The sequence below is a fragment of the Pseudomonas sp. NY15354 genome, assembly GCF_048068075.1.
GTDB classification, from domain to species: Bacteria; Pseudomonadota; Gammaproteobacteria; order Pseudomonadales; family Pseudomonadaceae; genus Aquipseudomonas; species Aquipseudomonas guariconensis_C.
This window is the reverse complement of sequence record NZ_JBLUPV010000002.1, coordinates 23,988-44,179: the sequence shown is the minus strand read 5'-3', so window position 1 is coordinate 44,179 and position 20,192 is coordinate 23,988. Positions and strand designations below refer to the sequence as shown.

At 64.8% G+C, this 20,192-nt stretch carries 20 protein-coding genes and 2 pseudogenes; 6 read left to right on the top strand and 16 right to left on the bottom strand.

Features of this window, described 5'->3' with window-relative positions; all coding sequences use genetic code 11:
- Nucleotides 1-102 precede the first annotated feature (102 nt).
- Entirely contained in the window at nucleotides 103-993 is an 891-nt protein-coding gene (locus tag ACNFCH_RS02115; RefSeq protein WP_337159964.1) for a triacylglycerol lipase, read from the top strand.
- Here the strand turns inward: ACNFCH_RS02115 and ACNFCH_RS02110 are convergent.
- Complete coding sequence (locus ACNFCH_RS02110) at nucleotides 974-1,867, bottom strand: DMT family transporter (protein ID WP_337159965.1); 894 nt, start codon at nucleotides 1,865-1,867, stop codon at nucleotides 974-976. The genes ACNFCH_RS02115 and ACNFCH_RS02110 overlap by 20 nt on opposite strands.
- 213 nt (nucleotides 1,868-2,080) lie before the next feature.
- Between ACNFCH_RS02110 and ACNFCH_RS02105 the strand changes: the two genes are divergently transcribed.
- From ACNFCH_RS02105 to ACNFCH_RS02095, 3 genes are all read left to right on the top strand, one after another.
- Nucleotides 2,081-2,866 (top strand): helix-turn-helix transcriptional regulator, encoded by a 786-nt coding sequence (locus ACNFCH_RS02105; protein WP_337159966.1) that lies wholly within the window; start codon nucleotides 2,081-2,083, stop codon nucleotides 2,864-2,866.
- 74 nt (nucleotides 2,867-2,940) lie between these two features.
- A complete protein-coding gene (locus tag ACNFCH_RS02100) occupies nucleotides 2,941-3,222 on the top strand; it encodes a PsiF family protein (RefSeq protein WP_337159967.1) in 282 nt (93 codons plus the stop codon).
- A gap of 71 nt (nucleotides 3,223-3,293) precedes the next feature.
- Nucleotides 3,294-4,301 carry a hypothetical protein gene (locus ACNFCH_RS02095; protein WP_337159968.1) on the top strand — a complete coding sequence of 336 codons (1,008 nt, stop codon included), beginning with the start codon at nucleotides 3,294-3,296 and terminating at the stop codon, nucleotides 4,299-4,301.
- A 159-nt stretch (nucleotides 4,302-4,460) separates the two neighbouring features.
- Here the strand turns inward: ACNFCH_RS02095 and ACNFCH_RS02090 are convergent, their stop codons facing one another.
- Nucleotides 4,461-5,732 (bottom strand): Hsp70 family protein, encoded by a 1,272-nt coding sequence (locus tag ACNFCH_RS02090; protein ID WP_416742165.1) that lies wholly within the window; start codon nucleotides 5,730-5,732, stop codon nucleotides 4,461-4,463.
- 164 nt (nucleotides 5,733-5,896) lie between these two features.
- Between ACNFCH_RS02090 and cbpA the strand changes: the two genes are divergently transcribed.
- Together cbpA and ACNFCH_RS02080 are read left to right on the top strand one after the other, a co-directional pair.
- Complete coding sequence (gene cbpA, locus ACNFCH_RS02085; protein ID WP_337159970.1) at nucleotides 5,897-6,850, top strand: curved DNA-binding protein; 954 nt, start codon at nucleotides 5,897-5,899, stop codon at nucleotides 6,848-6,850.
- Nucleotides 6,851-6,852: 2 nt separating this feature from the next.
- Nucleotides 6,853-7,158, top strand: a complete 306-nt coding sequence (locus tag ACNFCH_RS02080; RefSeq protein WP_337159971.1) for a chaperone modulator CbpM — start codon at nucleotides 6,853-6,855, stop codon at nucleotides 7,156-7,158.
- 91 nt (nucleotides 7,159-7,249) lie between these two features.
- On the opposite strand, the gene ACNFCH_RS02075 is transcribed toward ACNFCH_RS02080, so the two are convergent.
- The 14 genes and pseudogenes from ACNFCH_RS02075 to cbiE form a co-directional block, all read right to left on the bottom strand.
- Nucleotides 7,250-7,768, bottom strand: a complete 519-nt coding sequence (locus ACNFCH_RS02075) for a GNAT family N-acetyltransferase (protein WP_416742164.1) — start codon at nucleotides 7,766-7,768, stop codon at nucleotides 7,250-7,252.
- 40 nt (nucleotides 7,769-7,808) lie between these two features.
- Nucleotides 7,809-9,224: a D-serine/D-alanine/glycine transporter gene (gene cycA / locus ACNFCH_RS02070; protein ID WP_337159973.1), complete on the bottom strand. Its 1,416-nt coding sequence runs from the start codon at nucleotides 9,222-9,224 to the stop codon at nucleotides 7,809-7,811.
- A 439-nt stretch (nucleotides 9,225-9,663) separates the two neighbouring features.
- A pseudogene (locus ACNFCH_RS02065) lies at nucleotides 9,664-9,822 on the bottom strand (4-hydroxy-2-oxovalerate aldolase); the annotation flags it as partial.
- Nucleotides 9,823-10,361: 539 nt separating this feature from the next.
- Nucleotides 10,362-11,726: a PepSY domain-containing protein gene (locus tag ACNFCH_RS02060; protein WP_337159974.1), complete on the bottom strand. Its 1,365-nt coding sequence runs from the start codon at nucleotides 11,724-11,726 to the stop codon at nucleotides 10,362-10,364.
- A 58-nt stretch (nucleotides 11,727-11,784) separates the two neighbouring features.
- Nucleotides 11,785-13,836 (bottom strand): TonB-dependent copper receptor, encoded by a 2,052-nt coding sequence (locus ACNFCH_RS02055; protein WP_416742163.1) that lies wholly within the window; start codon nucleotides 13,834-13,836, stop codon nucleotides 11,785-11,787.
- Nucleotides 13,837-13,902: 66 nt separating this feature from the next.
- Nucleotides 13,903-14,334: a DUF2946 domain-containing protein gene (locus ACNFCH_RS02050; RefSeq protein WP_337159976.1), complete on the bottom strand. Its 432-nt coding sequence runs from the start codon at nucleotides 14,332-14,334 to the stop codon at nucleotides 13,903-13,905.
- Nucleotides 14,335-14,353: 19 nt separating this feature from the next.
- Nucleotides 14,354-14,836, bottom strand: a complete 483-nt coding sequence (locus ACNFCH_RS02045) for a copper chaperone PCu(A)C (protein ID WP_337159977.1) — start codon at nucleotides 14,834-14,836, stop codon at nucleotides 14,354-14,356.
- 46 nt (nucleotides 14,837-14,882) lie between these two features.
- Nucleotides 14,883-15,272 carry a DUF2946 domain-containing protein gene (locus ACNFCH_RS02040; RefSeq protein WP_416742162.1) on the bottom strand — a complete coding sequence of 130 codons (390 nt, stop codon included), beginning with the start codon at nucleotides 15,270-15,272 and terminating at the stop codon, nucleotides 14,883-14,885.
- A 188-nt stretch (nucleotides 15,273-15,460) separates the two neighbouring features.
- A complete protein-coding gene (locus tag ACNFCH_RS02035; protein WP_070090439.1) occupies nucleotides 15,461-16,315 on the bottom strand; it encodes an SPFH domain-containing protein in 855 nt (284 codons plus the stop codon).
- Nucleotides 16,316-16,340: 25 nt separating this feature from the next.
- Nucleotides 16,341-16,778, bottom strand: a complete 438-nt coding sequence (locus ACNFCH_RS02030; RefSeq protein ID WP_337159979.1) for an NfeD family protein — start codon at nucleotides 16,776-16,778, stop codon at nucleotides 16,341-16,343.
- A gap of 92 nt (nucleotides 16,779-16,870) precedes the next feature.
- Nucleotides 16,871-16,978, bottom strand: a pseudogene (locus tag ACNFCH_RS02025) (VapC toxin family PIN domain ribonuclease); the annotation flags it as partial.
- A gap of 52 nt (nucleotides 16,979-17,030) precedes the next feature.
- Nucleotides 17,031-17,750 carry a cobalt-precorrin-6A reductase gene (locus tag ACNFCH_RS02020; protein ID WP_416742161.1) on the bottom strand — a complete coding sequence of 240 codons (720 nt, stop codon included), beginning with the start codon at nucleotides 17,748-17,750 and terminating at the stop codon, nucleotides 17,031-17,033.
- Nucleotides 17,747-18,841, bottom strand: coding sequence for a cobalt-precorrin-5B (C(1))-methyltransferase (locus tag ACNFCH_RS02015; RefSeq protein WP_416742160.1), 1,095 nt, complete (start codon nucleotides 18,839-18,841; stop codon nucleotides 17,747-17,749). Before ACNFCH_RS02015 ends, ACNFCH_RS02020 begins: the two co-directional genes overlap by 4 nt.
- Entirely contained in the window at nucleotides 18,834-20,045 is a 1,212-nt protein-coding gene (cbiE, locus tag ACNFCH_RS02010; protein WP_416742159.1) for a precorrin-6y C5,15-methyltransferase (decarboxylating) subunit CbiE, read from the bottom strand. Before cbiE ends, ACNFCH_RS02015 begins: the two co-directional genes overlap by 8 nt.
- Between the last annotated feature and the right edge of the window lie 147 nt (nucleotides 20,046-20,192).

Genomic DNA, 20,192 nt, shown 5'->3' with positions numbered 1-20,192 from the left:
GGTGTTCTGGTTTGAACCGCACGCCGGCCCAGGAGTTCGATTGCGATGCCAGGGCGCGGCCTTGTAGTGTTGGCTCAACGACTCAGACAGAGGGGGCAGGGAATGAGCCAGGAACTGGCCACGCGTTACCCGTTGGTGCTGGTGCCGGGCATGCTCGGCTTCGTGCGGGTGCTGCTCTATCCCTACTGGTTCGGTATCGTTCCGGCCTTGCGCCGGGGTGGCGCGCAGGTTTTTGCGGTTCAGGTCTCGCCGCTGCACTCCAGCGAGCTGCGTGGCGAGCAACTGCTGGAGATCATCGAGGACATCTGCAGGCGCACCGGGGCTGCGCGGGTCAACCTGATCGGCCATAGCCAAGGCGCCCTCAGCGCACGCTATGCCGCCGCGAAGCGGCCGGACCGAGTCGCTTCGGTGACCTCGGTTGCAGGGCCCAATCGAGGTTCGGAGCTGGCCGATTACCTGGAGCGCAAGGCCCCGGGCGACTCACCTCAGGGGCGGATACTCAAGGCGGTGCTGCATGGCCTGGCGCTGCTGCTGGTCTGGCTGGAAACCGGCTGGCGCCGGGACCCGTTGCCGATCGATGTGCATGCCTCGCACCAGTCCTTCACCAGCGCCGGAGTGGCCCGCTTCAACCAGGTTTATCCACAGGGCCTGCCGACCACCTGGGGCGGGCAGGGCGATGTCGAGGTCAATGGCGTGCGCTACTACTCCTGGTCCGGCACCTTGCAGCCGGGCCGCACCGATCAGGGGCGCAATCGCTTCGACGGCAGCAACCGCTTCTGCCGTCTGTTCGCCCGCACGTTCGAGCGCGAGAAGGGTCAATGCGACGGCATGGTCGGGCGATACAGCTCGCACCTGGGCCAGGTGATCGGTGACGACTACCCGCTGGATCACCTAGACATCGTCAATCAGTCTCTCGGCGCGGTGGGCAAGGGCGCCGACCCGGTGCGCCTGTTCACCGAGCACGCCGCCCGCCTCAAGGCTGCGGGGCTGTAGCGATGCGGCGCAGGGGCGTGGTCCAGCGTTCGGCCAACAGTACGCCCAGCAATGTCAGCAGGCCGCCATACAGGTGATAGCTGGCCAGGTGTTCGTCCAGCACCACGGCGGCGATCACCGCCGTCACCACCGGCAGCAGGTTGAAGAACAGCGTGGTGCGGCTTGGCCCCAGTCGATGCACGGCCTGCATCCAGACCCGTGGCGCCACCATCGAGGCCAGCACGCAGGCGTACAGCACCAGGCCGATATTCTGGGCGTTCAGCCCGGTTTTTGGAGACAGCAGGAACAACGGCAGCAGCACGATGATCGCCACCAGCACCTGCAAGTACAGCAACTGCATAGCGGGCAGGCGCAGTTGCCATTTCTTCAGCAGGAAGCTGTATAGCGCGTAGGCGAAGGTGGCCACCAGCATCAGCAGGTCGCCGCTGTTCAGGCCTTGCTGCAGGAGGGCTGCGGGCTGGCCGGCCGAGACCACCTCCAGTACGCCGATGAACGACACCACTGCACCGAACAGCGCGCCGAAGGTCAGGCGCTGCCCGAGCCAGGCGATGGCCAGTGCCAGGGACATCAACGGCATCAACGAGAGGATGATGCCCATGTTGGTGGCGCTGGTGATGCCGGCGGCGAAGTACGCCAGGCTCTGGTACATGGCCATGCCCAGCACGCCGAGGATGAAGATCTTGCCCAGGTGCGGGGCGATCGCAGCGCGATTGCGCAAGACCTGAGGCAGCAGGAACGGTGTGAACAGAAGGCCTGCCAACAACCAGCGGTAGAAGCCGATCTCGGCGGGGAAGATCGCTCCGGCCGAGAGCTTGGTGACCACTGTATTACCAGCCCAGATGAGGATGGCCAGCAGGGGAAATGCATAATTCATGAAGCGCAGAGTCTCTAAGGGTGTTGCAGAAATTCGGGGCTGCCTGGCACGCCTTCGCGGGGAAACCCACTCCCGCAGGGCCGGCGTTGTACCTGTAGGAACGGGTCGACCCGCGAGACGGTGCAAGCCAGTCCCAAGCTGGCATCCATTATCCGCTGTCTGTCTGTAAGCCTATACTCGTATCCAGACAACCCACCCCTCGAAGCTGCCAACATGGTTCGCAAATACCTCGACATCCCTGCTTTCGAGCAACTCCCCGCTCCGGTGTACTTTCGCTACGACGAATTCGGCGCTGACACCCACAGCGCTGCGCATCGCCACACCTGGGGCCAGCTCAACTACGCGTCCCATGGCGTCATGCACCTGGATGTGGATGGCCAGCGTTTCGTCTCGCCACCCCATTACGCCGTGTGGGTGCCGCCGGGAACCGAGCACGGCTGCTACAACCCCCAGGCCATCGTCTATCGCTCGGTGTACCTGGCCAGCGAGCTGTGTCAGGGCCTGCCTCAACAGGCCTGCACCCTGGTGATCAGCGACATCCTCAAGGCCATCCTCGGTGATTTCGCCGCGCGAGACGTCACGGTGGCCCAGGATGAACGCGACCTGCGTCTGGTCCAGGTGTTGCTCGATCAGTTGCACTTGGCGCCGACCCAGGCCTGCTACCTGCCGTTCGCCCGCAGCGAGGGCCTGCGCCAGGTGCTTGAGGCCTTGCACGCCGAGCCTGGCGACAACCGTCCGCTGGCCGACTGGGCTGCCCTGGTGCACGTCAGCGAGCGCACCTTGGCGCGCCAGTTCCTGCGTGAGCTGGGGATCAGCTTCGGTGAATGGCGCTTGCGCCTGCGCTTTCTGCGCGCCATCGAGGCGCTGGAGGCGGGTCTGTCGATCCAGTCCATCGCCTTCGACCTCGGCTACAGCACCGCCTCGGCATTCATCGCCATGTTCCAGCGCCAGGCCCGCTGCACCCCTGAGCAGTACCGCCGGCGGGCGCGCACGCCCTGAGTTGGCCGGGAAAAAACTTGGCTACACTCTGCTCGACGACCACGCATGCAGCGTGGAGACAAGGAGATCGCTTCATGAAAATGCTGCACGTGCCTTTGCTGGTGTTGGGCGTGTTGATCAGTGCCCAGAGCTTCGCAGCCACCGCACAACAGGAGAAAATGACCACCTGCAATGCCCAGGCCTCGGAGAAGGCCCTCAAGGGCGACGAGCGCAAGGCCTTCATGAGTGCCTGTCTCAAAGCCAAGCCCGCCACCCAGCAGGAAAAGATGAAAACCTGCAACGCCGATGCCAGCGCCAAGGCGCTCAAGGGAGACGAACGCAAAGCCTTCATGAGCGATTGCCTGAAGAAGAAATGACCTGCGCCTATGTTTGTCTGGCGAAGGCTGGCAGACTGCGGCTCTTTCCTGTTGTCCGCCGTTGAGGCTGTATGACCTTCACCCCTCGCCAGATCACCCTGGCCAGCTGGATCATCGTGTTTGCCGGCCTGCTGCTGGTGCTGCCCCTGAAGTTGTTGCCCAGCCTGCTGGCAGGCTTGCTGGTGTTCGAGTTGGTCAACATGCTCACGCCGCGCCTGCAGCCGGTGATCGCCGGGCAGCGCGCGCGCTGGCTCGCTGTGGCACTGCTGGGCACGCTGGTGGTCAGCACCTTGACGCTGCTGATCGCCGGTGCCTTCAGCTTCCTGCTGCACGAGGCGGAGAACCCCGGCGCCTCGCTGGACAAGTTCATGGCCTTGGTGGAGCGCGCCCGCAGCCAACTGCCGCCGTTCATCGAAGGTTACCTGCCGGCCAGTGCCGCGGAGTTCAAGGTAGCCATCGGCGACTGGCTCAAGAGTCACCTGGGTGAGCTGCAACTGGTGGGCAAGGGCATGGCGCACATGTTCGTCACCTTGCTGATCGGCATGATCCTGGGCGCCATCGTGGCCTTGCAGCGCATCCCTGACATCTCCCGACGCAAACCCCTGGCCGCAGCGCTGTTCGAGCGCCTGAGCCTGCTGGTGCAGGCGTTTCGCAACATCGTCTTTGCACAGATCAAGATTTCCCTGCTCAACACCGTCTTCACCGGCATCTTCCTGGCCGTGGTGCTGCCGCTGTTCGGGGTGCATCTGCCGTTGACCAAGACCCTGATCGTGCTGACCTTCCTGCTGGGGCTGCTGCCGGTAATCGGCAACCTGATGTCCAACACCCTGATCACCATCGTCGGGTTGTCGTTGTCGATCTGGGTGGCGGTGGCGGCGTTGGGCTACCTGATCGTCATCCACAAGGTCGAGTACTTCCTCAACGCGCGGATCGTGGGCGGGCAGATCAGTGCCAAGTCGTGGGAATTGCTGCTGGCGATGCTGGTGTTCGAGGCAGCGTTCGGCTTGCCAGGCGTCGTAGCGGGGCCGATCTACTACGCGTACCTGAAGAGCGAGCTGAAGCGGGCGGAACTGGTCTGAATATCGCCTCAAGCCTGTGCCCGCCCCTTCGCGGGTAAACCCGCCACAAGGATCACCGCAAGCCCCAAGGGTCAGATTGGTGTCCAACTTCTTGGGGGCAGTCCACCCTGTGGGGGCGGGTTCACCCGCGAAAAGGCCAGTACAGGCAGGAGAGCGCTGTCAGGCTGCGCCGTAGCGCTTGCGCGCCTCGATCGCCAGCCCGCTGCCGATGCTGCCAAAGATGTTGCCTTCCACATGGCGGGCGTTGGGCAGCATGGCCGCCACGCTGTTGCGCAGCGCCGGAATGCCGCTGGAACCACCGGTGAAGAACACCGTGTCCACCTGGCCTTCGCTCACGCCTGCCTTGTTCAGCAGTTCGGTGACGCTCCCGCGCACGCGCCCAAGAAGGCCTTCGATGGCATCCTCGAACAGTGGGCGGGTCAGGTCCACGGCCAGCTCCGGCTCGATGCGGCCCAGGTCGAGGCGACGGCTGTCCTGGTGGGTCAGCTCGATCTTGCTGGCTTCCACTTCCATCGCCAGCCAGTGGCCGGCGCGCTCTTCGATCAGCTTGAACAAGCGGTCGATGCCCAGGGTGTCTTCGATGTCGTAGCGCATGCTGCCCAGAGCCAGCTGGGATTTCTGCGAGTACAGCGCGTTGATGGTGTGCCAGGTGGCCAGGTTCAGGTGATAGCTGGTGGGCATCAAGGCCTGGCTTTTCATTCGGCTGCCATAGCCGAACAGCGGCATCACGCCCTGCAGGCTCAGTTGCTTGTCGAAATCCGTTCCGCCGATGTGCACGCCACCGGTGGCAAGGATGTCGCTCTGGCGTTCAGCCACCAAATGGCGCTCCGGCGACAGGCGGATCAGGGTGAAGTCCGAGGTACCACCGCCGATGTCGACGATCAGCACCAGCTCTTCGCGGCTGATACCGGATTCATAGTCGAAGGCCGCGGCAATCGGCTCGTACTGGAACGACACTTCCTTGAAGCCGATCTTGCGCGCCACCTCGGCCAAGGTGTCCTCGGCCTCTTGGTCGGCGGCCGGGTCTTCGTCGACGAAGAACACCGGGCGGCCCAGCACCACTTCGTCGAAGTTGCGCCCGGCATTGGCCTCGGCGCGCTTTTTCAGCTCGCCGATGAACATGCCCAGCAGGTCCTTGAACGGCAGGGCGGTGCCCAGCACGCTGGTGTCATGTTTGATCAGCTTGGAGCCGAGCAGGCTCTTGAGCGAGCGCATCAGGCGCCCTTCGTAGCCTTCCAGGTATTCGTGCAGGGCCAGGCGGCCGTAGACCGGGCGACGCTCCTCGATGTTGAAGAACACCACCGAAGGCAGGGTGATCTTGCCGTCTTCCAGGGCAATCAGCGATTCCACGCCGGGGCGGTGCCAGCCGACCGTGGAGTTGGAGGTGCCGAAGTCGATGCCGCAGGCACGGGCCGGGGATACGTCAGACATGGGGAGGAGCTTCCGGAGGTAAAACGGCCGCGCAGTTTATGCCAGTGGCCGGCTAAATCAAGACCGGTCGTCTGCTCTGGAACAACCCCAGGCGAACCTTGAAAGGCTATGCTTGACCCCAATCTTCAGAAACATCGTAAAAATTCCCAACGGTGATCCCTTAGATGGACTTCAAAGACTATTACAAGATACTCGGCGTCGAGCCCACGGCGGACGAAAAGGCGATCAAGACCGCCTACCGCAAGCTCGCCCGCAAGTATCACCCCGATGTCAGCAAAGAGCGTGACGCCGAGGAAAAATTCAAAGAGGCCAACGAGGCCTACGAAGTGCTGGGCGACGCTCAGAAGCGCGCCGAGTTCGACGAGATCCGCAAGTACGGCGGCCAGCATGGGCGCCCGTTCCAGGCGCCTCCAGGCTGGGAAAGCCGGGGCGGTGGCGGCGGTGGCTTCGAGGGCGGGGACTTCTCCGATTTCTTCAGCTCGATCTTCGGGGGCCGGGGCGGCAATCCGTTCGGCCGTGGTCAGCAGCAGCGCAGCGCGGGCAGACGAGGGCAGGACGTGGAGCTGGAACTGGCGATCTTCCTCGAAGAAACCCTGAGCAAGGAATCCAAGCAGATCAGCTTCCAGGTGCCGCAGACCAACGCCATGGGCCAGCGCACCGGGTTCACCACCAAGACCCTCAACGTCAAGATCCCGGCCGGGGTGACGGACGGCGAGCGCATCCGCCTCAAGGGCCAGGGTGCGCCCGGTGTCGGGGGCGGCGCCAATGGCGACCTGTTCCTGACCATCCGCATGGCACCCCACCCGCTGTTCGATGTCGAAGGCCATGACCTGATCATCACCGTGCCCCTCGCACCCTGGGAGGCGGCATTGGGCGCCAAGGTGGCGGTGCCGACCCTGACCGGCAAGATCAACCTGACCATCCGCCCCGACAGCCAGAGCGGCCAGCGCCTGCGGGTCAAGGGCATGGGCCTTGCCAACAAGCAGGGCGAGCGTGGCGATCTCTATGCCCAGCTCAAGGTGGTCATGCCCAGCCAGTCGGATGCGGCCACGCGTGAACTCTGGACCAAGCTTTCCGAGAAAGCCGCGTTCAACCCGAGGACTCAATGGAGTAGTTGATCATGAGCAGCACCCTGATCGTTCAACTGGACATGCGAACCCTCTGCCAGGAAGCCGACATCACGGCTGACTGCGTGATCGAAATCGTCGAGCACGGCATCGTTGAACCGTCGGGACGAACACCCGAGGACTGGTTGTTCGACGATCAGGCGCCCTTGCTGGCCAGACGGGCGGTAAAACTGCACCAGGACCTGGAGCTGGAATGGGAAGGGGTGGCCCTGGCGCTGGAGTTGCTGGAGGAGGTGCAGCAACTGCGTAGCGAGAACAGCATGCTGCGTCAGCGATTGGGCCGATTCATACACCTTTGAGCGCCGAGTAGGTCATTCGCAGGTAAACACGCGCCGCGCAAACCTTGTGGAGCGGGTTTACCCGCGAATCGGCCAGCATCGACAGCACCGATCAGGCGCTTGGCTCAGCCCCCGGGTTGAGCATCAACTGCATGAAGGTCAGGTCCAGCCAGCGCCCGAACTTCACCCCCACCTGCGGCATTTGCCCGGTCACCACGAACCCCAGCCGTTCGTGCAGGCGAACCGACGCTCCATTGCCACTCTCGATGGCGGCGACCATCACATGCTTGTCGCACGCTCGCGCCCGCTCGATTAGGGCGCTCATCAACGCAGGCCCCAAGCCCTTGCCGCGCTGGTCGCCACGGATATAGACCGAGTGCTCGACCGTGTGGCGAAAGCCTTCAAAGGGGCGCCAGTCACCGAATGAGGCGTAGCCCAGCACGCCACTGTCATCCACAGCTACCAGGATCGGGTAGCCCTGCTGAGCACGCGCCTCGAACCAGGCCTGGCGGTTGGCCAGGTCCACAGGCGTCTCGTTCCAGATCGCCGTGGTGTTGCGCACGGCATCGTTGTAGATCTCGAGGATGCCGGGGACGTCGGTCGGCAGGGCGTCGCGGATTTCAGGGGTCATGACAGTGGCTCGCAAGGGTCGGTACTCAGGCCAGGAGAGTTCAGCTGTCCTGGGTGTCTCGCACGGCAGTGCGCGGGTGACGTTTGCTACGCACCAACTGGTAGGTGGCGATGAGGATGAGGAACCACACCGGCGTGACAATCAACGCCTTGCGGGTGTCGTCCTCCAGGCTCAACAGCACCAGGATGAAGGCAAAGAACGTCAGGCATACATAGCACATCAACCGCCCGCCGGGCATCTTGTACTTCGAGGCCTGGTGCAGCGCGGGACGGTGCTTGCGGTAGTTCAGGTACGACAGCAGGATCAGCGTCCAGACGAACATGAACAGCAACGCCGAGACCGTGGTGACCAGGGTGAATGCCTCGACCAGATCGGGGATCACGTAGATCAGCGCGGCGCCCAGCAGCAGGCAGGCGCAGGAGAAATACAGGCCGTTGGCCGGCACGGCGCGGCGCGACAGCCTCTCGAACGCCTTGGGCGCATCGCCTTCCTGGGACAGGCCATAGAGCATGCGGCTGGTGGAGAACACACCGCTGTTGGCCGAGGAGGCGGCAGAGGTCAGCACCACGAAGTTGATGATGCTCGCCGCCGCAGGCAAACCGGCCAGGACGAACAGCTCGACGAACGGGCTCTTGCCCGGCACCACGTCGCGCCACGGCGTGACGGCCATGATGGCGATCAGCGCCAACACGTAGAACACGATGATCCGCACCGGAATCGAGTTGATCGCCCGCGGCAGGGTGCGCTCGGGGTTCTTCGCCTCGGCCGCGGTGGTCCCCACCAGTTCGATGCCGACGAACGCGAACACGGCGATCTGGAAACCGGCGAAAAAGCCCATCAGGCCATGGGGGAACATGCCGCCGTCGTTCCACAGGTTGGCCAGTTGCGCGGTACGCCCGGCCGGCGATTCGAAGCCGGTGATGACCATGTACAGGCCGGTGGCGACCAGCCCGAGGATGGCGACGATCTTGATCATCGCGAACCAGAACTCGACCTCGCCGAACATCTTCACCGTGATCAGGTTCAGCGACAGCAGCACGCCGACGCAGACCAGCGCCGGTATCCACTGAGGCAGGTCGGGGAACCAGAACTGCGAATAGGCAGCGATGGCGATCACATCGGCGATGCCGGTGATCACCCAGCAGAACCAGTAGGTCCAGCCGGTGAAGTAGCCGGCCCAAGGGCCGAGCAGGTCGGCGGAGAAATCGATGAACGACTTGTAGTTGAGGTTCGACAGCAGCAGTTCGCCCATGGCGCGCATGACGAAAAACAGCATGAAACCGATGATCATGTAGACGAAGATGATCGACGGCCCCGCGAGGCTGATGGTCTTGCCCGAACCCATGAACAGGCCCGTGCCGATGGCGCCACCGATGGCGATCAACTGGATGTGGCGGTTGGTCAGGTTGCGTTGCAGATGCGAGTCGTCTGCGGGCGTGGAGGAGGTCCGGGTCATGGGCTGCATTCCATTGAGGGGTCAGTCTTCTTGTGGGGAAGCCAAGTAGGCTAACACGCGCGTTCCAGTCCAGGGGCGTGGCAGATCGCCTCGATTTTTGTGTAGCAGTGTGCCGCCTGTACCGCCCCTGTTCGCGGGTAAACCCGCGCCCATAGAGGATCACTGAAATTCTGTGGGAGATTCTATGGTGCTGGACAATCTCGAATCGCCTTCGGTTGGTATTTCTTGACACGGCTCAGCCGTGCAAATACCCGCCCAGGCTTCGTCGGCTTCCACCGGAATTGCACTGCTCTCAAGACTTGCGCAATCCCTGTGGGAGCGGGTTTACCCGCGAAGAAGGCACCACAGAACAAGGCCAAGCGTCGACCTGACAATCGGCGCAAACACGTGTAGGCGCTGGCGAAGCCTGCGATGGGCTGCGCAGCAGCCCCGTGGGATTTCAGGTCGGCAGCACGCCTCGGGCGCGGGAGAGGGTCAGGGCGAGGTCTTCGATCATGTCTTCCTGGCCGCCTACGGTGCCTCGGCGGCCTAGCTCGACCAACAGCTCGCGGGCAGAGATGCCGTACTTGAGCTCCGCACGTTTGGCGAACAACAGGAACGGCTTGCGCAGCGGGGGTGAGTTGGGCTTGAGCTTTCAGGTTGTGTGAATATCCGGTTTGGTGGTGGCGCCACTGGCGCTTTTCGCCTTTACGGCGACCTACTTTTGCTCTTGGGCAAAAGTAGGCAAAAGCCGCTGGCTCCCACATCCGGCCCCTGCGCTGCGCGCCGGGATTCCCTCGTTGCGGTGTCTTGCGGGGCTTCGCGGCCTCCGGCTGGCTGCGCCAGCCTCCATCTCGCGACTTCGGCTCTCGCCGAAAGGCGCTATGCGCCTGCCCCTCCAGACACCTCCACTCGGCCTCCTGAGGTCGCGATTGGTGGTGCCTGTTCCATCGCGCATCAACGGCAACGGCAAATAAGCTAATTATTTGTTGACAGTTCCGGCCTATTCGCGGGTAAACCCGCAGGTCAGCGCCGGGGCTCAGCCGTGCAAATACCAGCCCTGGCGCAGTTCCCACAGACACAGCGGTGTTGTTGAGAACACCGGAGAACCTGGGGGCGGGTCTACCCGCGAAAGAGGCGGCACAGACAACGCAGTCTTCAAGCCCCGGCCAGGACCCGTCGGCGCACGACCAGGCTGTCGACCAGCCACATCACGACCATCGAGGCACCCACCAGCGGGAAGGCCACGCCCAGCACCAGCATCACCACGGTGGCGGTTTTCCAGCGGGGCAGGTCGTGGCGCAGTGGCGGCACACCCAGGCCACCGGTCGGGCGGCGCTTCCACCACATCACCAGCCCGCTCACCGAACCCAGCAGGATCATCAGGCACACCACCAGGATGATCGCCTGGTTCAGCGGTCCGAACATCTTGCCTTCATGCAGCATCACGCCCAGCTCGGTGGCGCGGGCGACCGGGCTGTAGTCCTGCCAGCGCACGTCGGCCAGTACCTGACCGGTGTATTGGTCCACATGCAGGGTGGCGTCGTTGCGCGGGTCATCGGCGAACACCGCGATGGTGAACACACCGCTTGCCGTGGTCGGCAGGGTGATGCTGTAGCCCGGTTCGACCTGGCGCGTGGTGGCCAGGTCCTCGACCTGCTGCAGGCTCACCTGCGGCGCAGCCGGTGCGCTGGACAGGTCGTGGTGGGCGCCATGTTCGGCATGGGCGCCGGAGACCGGCATCGGCGTGTTCTCCAGCGCCCAGGGTACGGTCTGGCGGTGGGCGTTGTTCAGCGCGCCGGCCTGCTGGTCGGACGTGGGCACGTCGTTCCACATGGCCGCCGGGAAGCGGTTCCACAGATCGGCGTACTGCTTGCCCCATAGGCCTGTCCAGGTCATGCCGCTGAGCAGCATCAGCAACAACAGCAGCGAGCCCCAGAAGCCGCTGACCGCATGCAGGTCACGCCAGAACACCCTGCCTCGGGCCGACAGGCGCGGCCACAGCACGCCCGCGCTGCTGCGCCCACGCGGCCACCACAGGTACAGGCCGGACACCACCAGCACGATGCCCCAACCGGCGGCCAGCTCCACCAGGCGATCGCCCACGGTGCCGACCATCAGCTCACCGTGCAGGGCCCGGGCCACGGCCTGCAGGTTGTCCTTGGCGTCCTGCTCGCCCAGTACCTTGGCGCTGTACGGGTCGATGAACACGTTCAGTTCGCGCCCGCCGTCGTGTACCACGAACTGGGCGCTGCGCTCGGCATTGACCGGCGGCAGGTACTGGCCCACGTGACCCTGTGGATAAGCCTGGCGCACCTGGGCCAGGAGGGTGTCGGCGTCCTGCCGGTGATGGCCGGCCTCGACCACCATCAGGTCGCGGTACAGCAACGGGTCGAGCTGTGGCTTGAACAGGTAGATGATCCCGGTGATCGCCAGCAGGATCATGAAAGGCGCGACGAACAGCCCGGCATAGAAATGCCAGCGCCACGCCAGGTTGTAGAAGGAGATGCGTTGTCCGCTCATGGGGAGCCTCCAGGTGACCAGGTTGGGCGCGGTGACCGCCGCGCCCTGTTTGTTGTTGTCAGAAGCTGATGTCGACCTTGGTCCAGAAGGTCCTGCCTGGCTCGTTCACCGGCTGTGGGTCCGTGGCCGGATAGCCAAACCCGGCATTCCCGGCCAGGTTCAAGTGCTCGGCGTAGGTCTTGTCGAACAGGTTGTCGACGCCTGCGCTGAGCTTGAGGTTGCGGCTGACCTTGTAGGCGCCGTTGAGCGAGAACACACCGAAACCTGCGCTCTTCTCGTAATCCTTGCCGACCACGTTGCCCTGGTTCTCGGCGATGCGATTTTGCTCTGCCACCAGGCGCCACAAGGCCCCGACGCTCCACAGATCACGGCTGTAGGTCAGCCCCAGACGGCTTTCCAACGGCGGCATCTGCGGCAGGGCCTTGCCGTCGCTGCTGTTCTTGCCCCAGGCATAGGCCAGGGTGGCGTCGGCCTTCCAGTTCTCGGTCAGCCTGTAGGCTGCGCCGAGCTCGCCGCCCATGATGCGGGCATCGATGTTCTGGGCCTGAGAGCTCATGCCTCGGTAGTCGAACAGGATGTAGTCGCGGATCTGCCCGACATAGCCGGACGCCCAGGCTTCCAGACGTTCGTCTTGGTACTGGATGCCGAAATCCACCTGGGTGGTTTTTTCCGGCTTGATGCCATCGAAGGCGTTGGCTGCACCGGCTGGCGCCAGCTTGGGCGAGAACAGCTCCCAGTAGTCGGGGAAGCGCTGGGCATGACCCAGGCCGACGTAGGTGGTCGCCGGAATCATCGCCAGGTCGTGCTCGTAGCGCACGAAGCCGCTGGGCAGGGTATCGGCGCGGGTATCGCCCTCGGTGGGGCTGCCTTGGCGAAAATCACGGGCCGAGGCGCGGTCGAGGCGGGCGCCGGTGACCAGGCGATCGTTCCCGGTGGCGTACCAGGTCAGTTCGCTGAACACGCCATAGTTGTGGAAATCGGCGTCCTTGGTCCACGGTTGGCCTTTGTGCGCATCGATGCCCATGCCACCGCGTTTGCGGTGTTCGTTGGTCTGCGCGTCGAGGCCACTGATCAATTGCACATCGGCCCAGCGCCAGGTGGCTTTGATCCGGGCACCCAGGGTGCGGCGGTCGACATTGCTGACCATGGGCATGCCCATCATGCCGCTGCCTGAAGGCGTGCGCAGGCTGTAGTTGTCCATCACGTGGTCGGCGTAGTTGTAGTAGACCTGCGCCTCGACCTTGTCGAGCACCTCGCCGAGGTTGGATTTCTCGAAGCGCAGGCCCAGGCTCTCGCGCTTGAACTGCGAGCCGTCCATGCCACGTCCGGCATAGCGGGCCTCGCCGTCGCCCTTGCCGGCGGTCAGCTCCAGCAGTGTGTCGGCGTCCGGGGTCCAGCCCAGGGCCACATCGCCGTTCCACTTGTCCCAGCGTGACGGCACGGTGTCGCCGTTGCCGTCGTCGTAGTCATCCGAGCGCGACTGGTTGCCGACGAAGCGGGCATAGCCTTGGCTGTTGCCAGCGGCGGCGTCGAGCACTTTGTCGAAACGGCCATTGGAGCCGCCCAGCAGGCTGGCGTTGACCCGGCTGCCGAGCGCGCCGAAGGATTCGGGGTCGCGGTCGAAGAGGATGGTCCCGGCTGAGCCGCCGGGGCCCCAGATCACGCTTTGCGGGCCCTTGATCACGGTGAGGCGGTCGTAGGTTTCCGGTGAGATGTACGAAGTGGGTGCATCCATGCGGTTGGGGCAGGCGCCGAGCATCACGCCACCGTTGGTGAGGATGTTCAGGCGCGAGCCGAACATGCCGCGCAGCACCGGGTCGCCGTTGGTGCCACCGGAGCGGATCGCCGAGAAGCCGGGGATGGTCTTGAGGTAATCGGCGCCATCGCTGGCCGGCACCGGCTGACGTGGATCCTTGGGGTTGGTGACCACGGTAAGCGGTGAGCTTGGAGCAATGGCGGTGATGACCGTCGGGCTCAGCTCGGCCTGCTCGTGCGCATGACCGTCATGGCCGGTTTCGACGGCCAGGGCCAGTGGCGTGAGCAGCGAGCCGCAGAGCGCGGCGATCGTTCCCCGCAGGGAAAGGGCAAAAACAGGGGTACAGCCAGACATAGTGATTCCAGTCGATCAGTCAGGGGAAAGCGCGAAGCCTCCTGGCTTCGTGCGATAGCGTTGTGTTCAGGCGCTGATCGAGGTGGGTGGCGCGCGGCTGCGCGCGCCAGGGAACACGGCCTGCCGGGCGTGGCCCTGATGGGGCGGGGTGGGGCGCAGAGCAGGAGGAAGGACGACGCTGGCACTGAGCGGGCTGAGGGTTTGGGGCAGCGCCGGGCAATTGAACAGCAGGGTGCAGTAGCCGCACTTTTCCCAGGCCACATGCAACTGGCCGTCGTTGTGGCCGTGATGGCTTGCACCGTGGTCGTGGCCAGCCGCCATGGGCATGTCCATCGGCATGGACATGTTCATGTTGGCGTGATGATCCATCGGCATCGACTGGGAAACCAGTGGGCCGATGAAGATCATCCACATGGCGAACAGGCTCAGCCAGCCGCCACCCAGGCGCCTGAGGTCAGGGCGGGTGGAGCGGGTGAACCGATCGCGCGGCAGGCTCATGGCGAGCGCCTGTCAGCGGTCAGTGCGTATGGGCCTGGCCTTGCTGGTCGGCGGGCGGCTGCTTTTGCACGGCCACCTCGACGGTGATGTCGCCGGCCTTCTCGAAGTGCAGGGTCAGCGGGAAGCGCTTGCCGTCGGTGAGCAGACTGCGGTCCTTGGGCTGCATCAGCATCACATGGTAGGCGCTGGGGGCGAAGGTCAGGTTCTTGCCGGCCGGGACGGCCAAGCTGGGCACCTGTTGCATCTTCATCAGGCCGTCGGCGGTCTTGGCGTGCTCGTGCAACTGGGCGTCGTCGGTGATGGGGCTATCGACCGAGAGCAGGCGGTCGTCCTGCTGGCCGTTGTTGTGAACGACGAAGTAGGCCGCGACGTTGGGTGCATTGGGCGGCAGCTCCAACGACCAGGGATGGGCGATGTGCAGGTCGCCGACGGTGTATTCGTGGGCGTTGGCGAAAGCGCCGGGCAGCAGCAGGGCGGCCAGGACGAGGGCTTGCTTGAGCATGGTGAGTCTCCGATCTGTTCAGGTGCAGGCAGACAGCGTAGCGAACTCAAACGTGCGGAGAGGCTCGGGGATTGAGCGCCGGCCATAGCTGGCGCGGCGTGGGTGTGTAGGCGGCGGGTGGCGCCAGGCGACTGCCGAGCAGCAGCGGAGGGTTGTGCAACTGCGGCGGGTAGCCGGGCAGTGCCAGCAGGGGGGTGGCGCCCGAGCAGCACCAGCAGTTCATCAGGCTGGCGGTGTCGTCGCTCTGTGGCCCCAGGTCGATCTTGGCCAGCGCCTGGACGTCGACCTTGCCTTTGTTCGCCATGCTCGAACAGAAAGCCCCCCACAGCAGCTGCTGCGCCGGGCTCTTGGGCGCGGCGGAGGACAGCGGCATGGCCAGCAGGTTGAACAGCACTGCAAGGCAGGCTATCCAGGCAATGTGCCGACGTGGGGGCATGGGAGAGATCCGGTCAGGAATCAGGTGGCTATTGTACGGGCGAGTATAGGTAAAAATGCCGGGGTGCGGTGAAGTGCCGCAGGTGAGCGGGGGTAGGGCCGTTTCACTCTGTAGTCTTCGCGGGTAAACCCGTTCCTACAAGGCGCGCTGTGGCCCTCTGGGAACGGGTTTACCTGCGAATAGGGCGGTCAGGCTTTGTTGCGGCCCAGCAGTCCGCGCACGGTCTCCTGCAGGTCGGCTGGCAGTACCACCACCTTGGCGTTGTCGCTGCCGGCCAGGGTCTCCATGGCTCCGATGTAGCGCTCGCCCAACAGGTACATCGCCGGGGTGGTCTCGCTGCCCACCGCGTCCTTGACCAGGGCGATGGCACGGGCCGAGGCCTCGGCCAGGTTGATCTGAGCCTCTGCGTCCAGTTTGGCGGCCTGCAGCCGCGCTTCGGCCTCGAGAATCGCCGCCTGCTTGGCACCTTCGGCGCGGGTCACGTCGGCCTTGCGCTCGCGCTCGGCGGCGGCCTGGCGCTCCATGGCGCTCTGCATGTTCTCCGAGGGCTTGATGTCCTGAATCTCGACGGAGCGTACGGTCACGCCCCAGTCCTCGGTCTGCTCGGACATGGCCTCGCGCAGGCGTGCCTTGATCTGCTCGCGGCTGGACAGCGCTTCGTCCAGGTCCATGGCGCCGACGATGGCGCGCAGCGAGGTCATGGTCAGGCTGGTGACGGCGAAGGAGAAGTTCTGTACGCCGTACGCGGCTTTCTGTGGATCGACCACTTTGGCGAAGCACAAGGCATTGGCGACGATCACCGCGTTGTCGCGGGTGATGATTTCCTGCTGCTGGACGTCGAGGATAATGTCCTTGGTCGGCAGGCGATAGGCGACTACGTCCATGTAGGGGATGACGATGTTCAGGCCCGGCTTGAGGGTGCTGTGGTAGCGGCCCAGGCGCTCGACGATCCATTCCTCGCCCTGGGGCACGATGCGCACGCCCTTGAAGAGCGTGACGAGGACGAACAGCGCGAGGGCGGCGACGACGATGAGACTGGTCATGTTGCGAACTTCCTTTTAATGCAGGTCAGGCCCGAACGACGCGGGCGGTGTTGCCTTCGATGGCGGTGAGGCGTACGCGCTCGCCGGATGGGATTTCGCTGTCAGCGATGCAGGTCCACTCTTCATTGCCGAGGATCGGCTTTTGGAAGCGTACGCGGCCTTTCTGGAATTCCGACACGCTGGCCGTCAGCAGGCCGACTTCACCGATCACGCTGTCCGCAGTCCAGCGTACGTCCGGTGTCTTGCGGCGAAACAGCTTGAACCACACGGCGGTGGTGACCGACGAGAGCAGCACCCAGAGCAGCACCTGCATGTCCAGTTGCAGGCTCGGCGCCAGGAAGGCGATGGCCGACACCAGCACGGCGCCGATGCCGAACCAGAGGATGAAGAAGGTGGGCAGGAGCAGTTCCAGCAGGACCAAGGCAACGCCAAAGACGAGCCAGATCCACCATTGCATTTCCATATGGGTAGAGCCTTCCGTTTAAAGGGGAGAGTTTACGGCGCCGTACTGGCATGGACCAGTCAATATCGTGAGCCCCAGTGGCTAGCCGCATTTCAAATCATGGGTGACAACCAATCTTTCACACGCAATCCAGGGACCCGTTGGAACTCTCGTAGATTGTTGCTGATCAGCACCAGCCCAAGTGCGCGGGCATGGCCGGCTTTAGGTTCAGGGGAGTATATGTCAATGGGATATACGCTCCGCCGTTGGGCATCAAAAACCCAGCGCAGCCAATAATTCCCCCACTTGATCGAACACCCGATCCACCGCTGGCAACACCGGCCGCTTGAGGATCAGCACCGGCACGCCGCGTGCCCTGGCCACCTCCAGCTTGGGCTCGGTGGCGCTGCTGCCGCTGTTCTTGCTCACCAGGACATCGATCCGGCGTCGCTCGAACAGGGCGCGTTCGTCCGCCAGGTTGAACGGCCCACGGGCGCCGATCACTTCGCAGCGCGCGTTGCCGGGGCAGGCTTCGAGTGCGCGCAGGGTCCAGAACTGGTGCGCGGGGATTTCATCGAGGTGTTGCAGGGGTTCGCGACCCAGGGTGAACAGCGGGCGTTCGAACGCGCTCAGCGCTTCGATCAGCTCGGCCCAGTCAGCGACTTCGCGCCAGTCATCGCCTGGCTGCGCCTGCCAGGCAGGGCGATGCAGGGCCCAGCAAGAGATGCCGGCGTTGCGCGCGGCCTGGGCGGCGTTGTGGCTGATCTGGGCGGCGTAAGGGTGGGTGGCGTCGATCAGCAGGTCTATGCCGGCCTTGCGCAGGTAGGCCGCCAGGCCTTCGGCGCCTCCGTAGCCGCCAACGCGAACCTGGCAGGCCAGGTCCTGCGGGATGCGGCCGATGCCGGCCAGGCTGTAGACATGCTCGGGGCCCAACCGGCGAGCGATGGCCAGGGCTTCGGTGACGCCACCGAGCAGAAGGATGCGCCGGTTCATTGCACACCTGCCTTGCCGACGATGCCGCCCTGGCGGTCGATGGCGAACACCTCGACCTGTACCTGGGCGGGGACCACGCTGCGGGCGAAGGCCAGGGCGTGGGTGCATACCGCATCGCCGAGCGGGATGCCCGCAGCGTGGGCGAGGGCCAAGGCTTGCTGGCTGGTGTTGGCGCCGACGATCGCCGCCTGCAGGGAGGTGTCGGCGCCAATGTCCGCGGCCCAGGCCGCCAGTTGCGGCAGGTCGATGCTCGAGCTGCGGCTGTGCAGGTCCATGTGCCCGGCTGCCAGCTTGCTGATCTTGCCGAAGCCGCCGCACAGGCTCAGGCGCGGCACGGGGACCTTGCGCAAGTGCTTGAGCACCGCGCCGACGAAGTCGCCCATCTCGATCAGGGCGATCTCTGGCAGGCCGTAGACCTGGCGCATGGTGTCTTCGCTGGCGTTGCCGGTGCAGGCGGCGATGTGGGTGTAGCCGTTGGTATGGGCAACGTCGATACCTTGCTGGATCGAGGCAATGTAGGCCGAGCAGGAGAAGGGTCGGACGATGCCGCTGGTGCCGAGGATCGACAGCCCTCCGAGGATGCCCAGGCGGGGGTTCATGGTCTTGAGGGCGAGCTGTTCGCCGTCGCGCACGTTGACCGTCACTTCGAAGCCACCGCTGTAGCGGCATTCATCGGCCAATTGTTGCAGGTGTTCGCTGATCATCCGCCGCGGCACAGGGTTGATGGCCGGCTCGCCCACCGCCAGCACCAGGCCTGGGCGGGTGACGGTGCCGACACCCTTGCCGGCGACGAAGCGGATGCCGGGTTGTTCGAACAGGCGCACCTGGCTGTAGAGCAGCGCGCCGTGGGTCACGTCCGGATCGTCGCCGGCATCCTTGATGGTGCCGGCTTCGGCGCCATCATCGGTGCGGCGGCAGAACGCCAGGCGCATCGGCACCTGTTTGCCCTTGGGCAACGTGATGCGCACGGCGTCGTCGCATTCGCCTGTCAGCAGCAGCCTTGCCGCTGCCAGGCTGGTGGCGGTGGCGCAACTGCCGGTGGTGAGGCCGCTGCGCAGGGGGGCGGCTTTTTCGCGGGTCTCTTCACGCATCGAGGGGCTTCACCACGTCGAGCAGGGTGATCGGCAGGGCCTGGCGCCAGGTGTCGAAACTGCCCAGCGGCTGGGCATGAGCCACGTGGATACGGGTCAGTTCGCCGCCATGGGCTTCACGGAAGTTGGCCAAGGCCAGCTCGCTTTGCACGGTCACGGCATTGGCCACCAGACGCCCGCCGGGGCGCAGGCGCTCCCAGCACAGGGGCAGCACGCCGTCGCGGGTCACGCCGCCGCCGATGAAGATCGCATCGGGCCGCTCGAGCTCAGCCAGGGCTTCGGGCGCCTTGCCACGGACCAGTTGCAGGCCCGGTACGCCAAGGGCATCGCGGTTATGCTCGATGTGGCCTTGCCGGCCCTCATCGGCCTCGATGGCCAAGGCACGGCAACTGGGGTGGGCGCGCATCCACTCGATGCCGATCGAGCCGCAGCCGGCCCCGACATCCCACAGCAGCTCGCCCGGTTGCGGCGCGAGGCGCGCGAGGGTGATGGCGCGCACGTCGCGCTTGGTCAGTTGGCCGTCATGGCGAAAGGCGCTGTCGGGCAGGCCGCTGACAGGCGACAGGCGAGGGGTATCGACAGCGGCCTGGCAGTCAATGGCGATCAGGTTGAGGTCGGCTGTATGGGGGTGGGGCCAGTCTTCGGCGGTGCCGCCCAGGTGGCGCTCCTCGGCGCCTCCCAGGTGCTCCAGCACACGCATCCGGCTCGGGCCGAAACCCCGCTCGCACAGTTGCCGGGCGATGGCTGCCGGGCTGCCGCCATCATTGCTCAATACCAATAGGCGCACGCCGCTGTAGAGGTGTGCGTTGAGGGCGGCCAGGGGGCGGGCGACGATCGAAACCACCTGCACCTCCTGCAGTGGCCACCCCAGGCGCGCGGCGGCCAATGCGCAGGAGGAGGGCATCGACAACACGTTGAGCTCTTCGGCGGGAACCTGGCGGGCGAGGCTTGCGCCCACGCCATAGAACATCGGATCACCGCTGGCCAGCACGCACACAGGCTCGCCGCGTAGGGCCAGGACCGGCACCAGTGAGAAGGGGCTTGGCCAGTTCAGGCGTTCGCCGACCACGCAGCGTGGCAGCAGGGCCAGCTGGCGCGGGCTGCCGAAGATCCGCGAAGCGCTCAGCAGGGCACGCCGGGCCTGTTTGCCCAGGCCGCTGAAGCCGTCTTCGCCGATGCCCACTACTGTCAGCCAGGGAGTCATGTGTCTCGTTCCGCCATCATTGAGGCCGCTTTGCGCCCGTCGCCGCTGTGCCCGCTTCCGCAGAAACCGCACAGCCCTCAAGGGACGGGTGATCCTGTGGGAGCGGGTTTACCCGCGAAGAGGGCGACGCGTTCCGGAGTTTCTGCT

Coding starts and splice junctions, on each gene's coding strand:
- ACNFCH_RS02095 (WP_337159968.1), top strand. CDS start 3,294: ATGACCTTCACCCCTCGCCAGATCACCCTGGCCAGCTGGATCATCGTG.
- ACNFCH_RS02035 (WP_070090439.1), bottom strand. CDS start 16,315: ATGACCAGTCTCATCGTCGTCGCCGCCCTCGCGCTGTTCGTCCTCGTC.
- ACNFCH_RS02100 (WP_337159967.1), top strand. CDS start 2,941: ATGAAAATGCTGCACGTGCCTTTGCTGGTGTTGGGCGTGTTGATCAGT.
- ACNFCH_RS02060 (WP_337159974.1), bottom strand. CDS start 11,726: ATGAGCGGACAACGCATCTCCTTCTACAACCTGGCGTGGCGCTGGCAT.
- ACNFCH_RS02110 (WP_337159965.1), bottom strand. CDS start 1,867: ATGAATTATGCATTTCCCCTGCTGGCCATCCTCATCTGGGCTGGTAAT.
- ACNFCH_RS02115 (WP_337159964.1), top strand. CDS start 103: ATGAGCCAGGAACTGGCCACGCGTTACCCGTTGGTGCTGGTGCCGGGC.
- ACNFCH_RS02105 (WP_337159966.1), top strand. CDS start 2,081: ATGGTTCGCAAATACCTCGACATCCCTGCTTTCGAGCAACTCCCCGCT.
- ACNFCH_RS02075 (WP_416742164.1), bottom strand. CDS start 7,768: ATGACCCCTGAAATCCGCGACGCCCTGCCGACCGACGTCCCCGGCATC.
- ACNFCH_RS02040 (WP_416742162.1), bottom strand. CDS start 15,272: ATGCCCCCACGTCGGCACATTGCCTGGATAGCCTGCCTTGCAGTGCTG.
- cbpA (WP_337159970.1), top strand. CDS start 5,897: ATGGACTTCAAAGACTATTACAAGATACTCGGCGTCGAGCCCACGGCG.
- ACNFCH_RS02090 (WP_416742165.1), bottom strand. CDS start 5,732: ATGTCTGACGTATCCCCGGCCCGTGCCTGCGGCATCGACTTCGGCACC.
- ACNFCH_RS02080 (WP_337159971.1), top strand. CDS start 6,853: ATGAGCAGCACCCTGATCGTTCAACTGGACATGCGAACCCTCTGCCAG.
- cbiE (WP_416742159.1), bottom strand. CDS start 20,045: ATGACTCCCTGGCTGACAGTAGTGGGCATCGGCGAAGACGGCTTCAGC.
- ACNFCH_RS02030 (WP_337159979.1), bottom strand. CDS start 16,778: ATGGAAATGCAATGGTGGATCTGGCTCGTCTTTGGCGTTGCCTTGGTC.
- cycA (WP_337159973.1), bottom strand. CDS start 9,224: ATGACCCGGACCTCCTCCACGCCCGCAGACGACTCGCATCTGCAACGC.
- ACNFCH_RS02055 (WP_416742163.1), bottom strand. CDS start 13,836: ATGTCTGGCTGTACCCCTGTTTTTGCCCTTTCCCTGCGGGGAACGATC.
- ACNFCH_RS02015 (WP_416742160.1), bottom strand. CDS start 18,841: ATGCGTGAAGAGACCCGCGAAAAAGCCGCCCCCCTGCGCAGCGGCCTC.
- ACNFCH_RS02020 (WP_416742161.1), bottom strand. CDS start 17,750: ATGAACCGGCGCATCCTTCTGCTCGGTGGCGTCACCGAAGCCCTGGCC.
- ACNFCH_RS02045 (WP_337159977.1), bottom strand. CDS start 14,836: ATGCTCAAGCAAGCCCTCGTCCTGGCCGCCCTGCTGCTGCCCGGCGCT.
- ACNFCH_RS02050 (WP_337159976.1), bottom strand. CDS start 14,334: ATGAGCCTGCCGCGCGATCGGTTCACCCGCTCCACCCGCCCTGACCTC.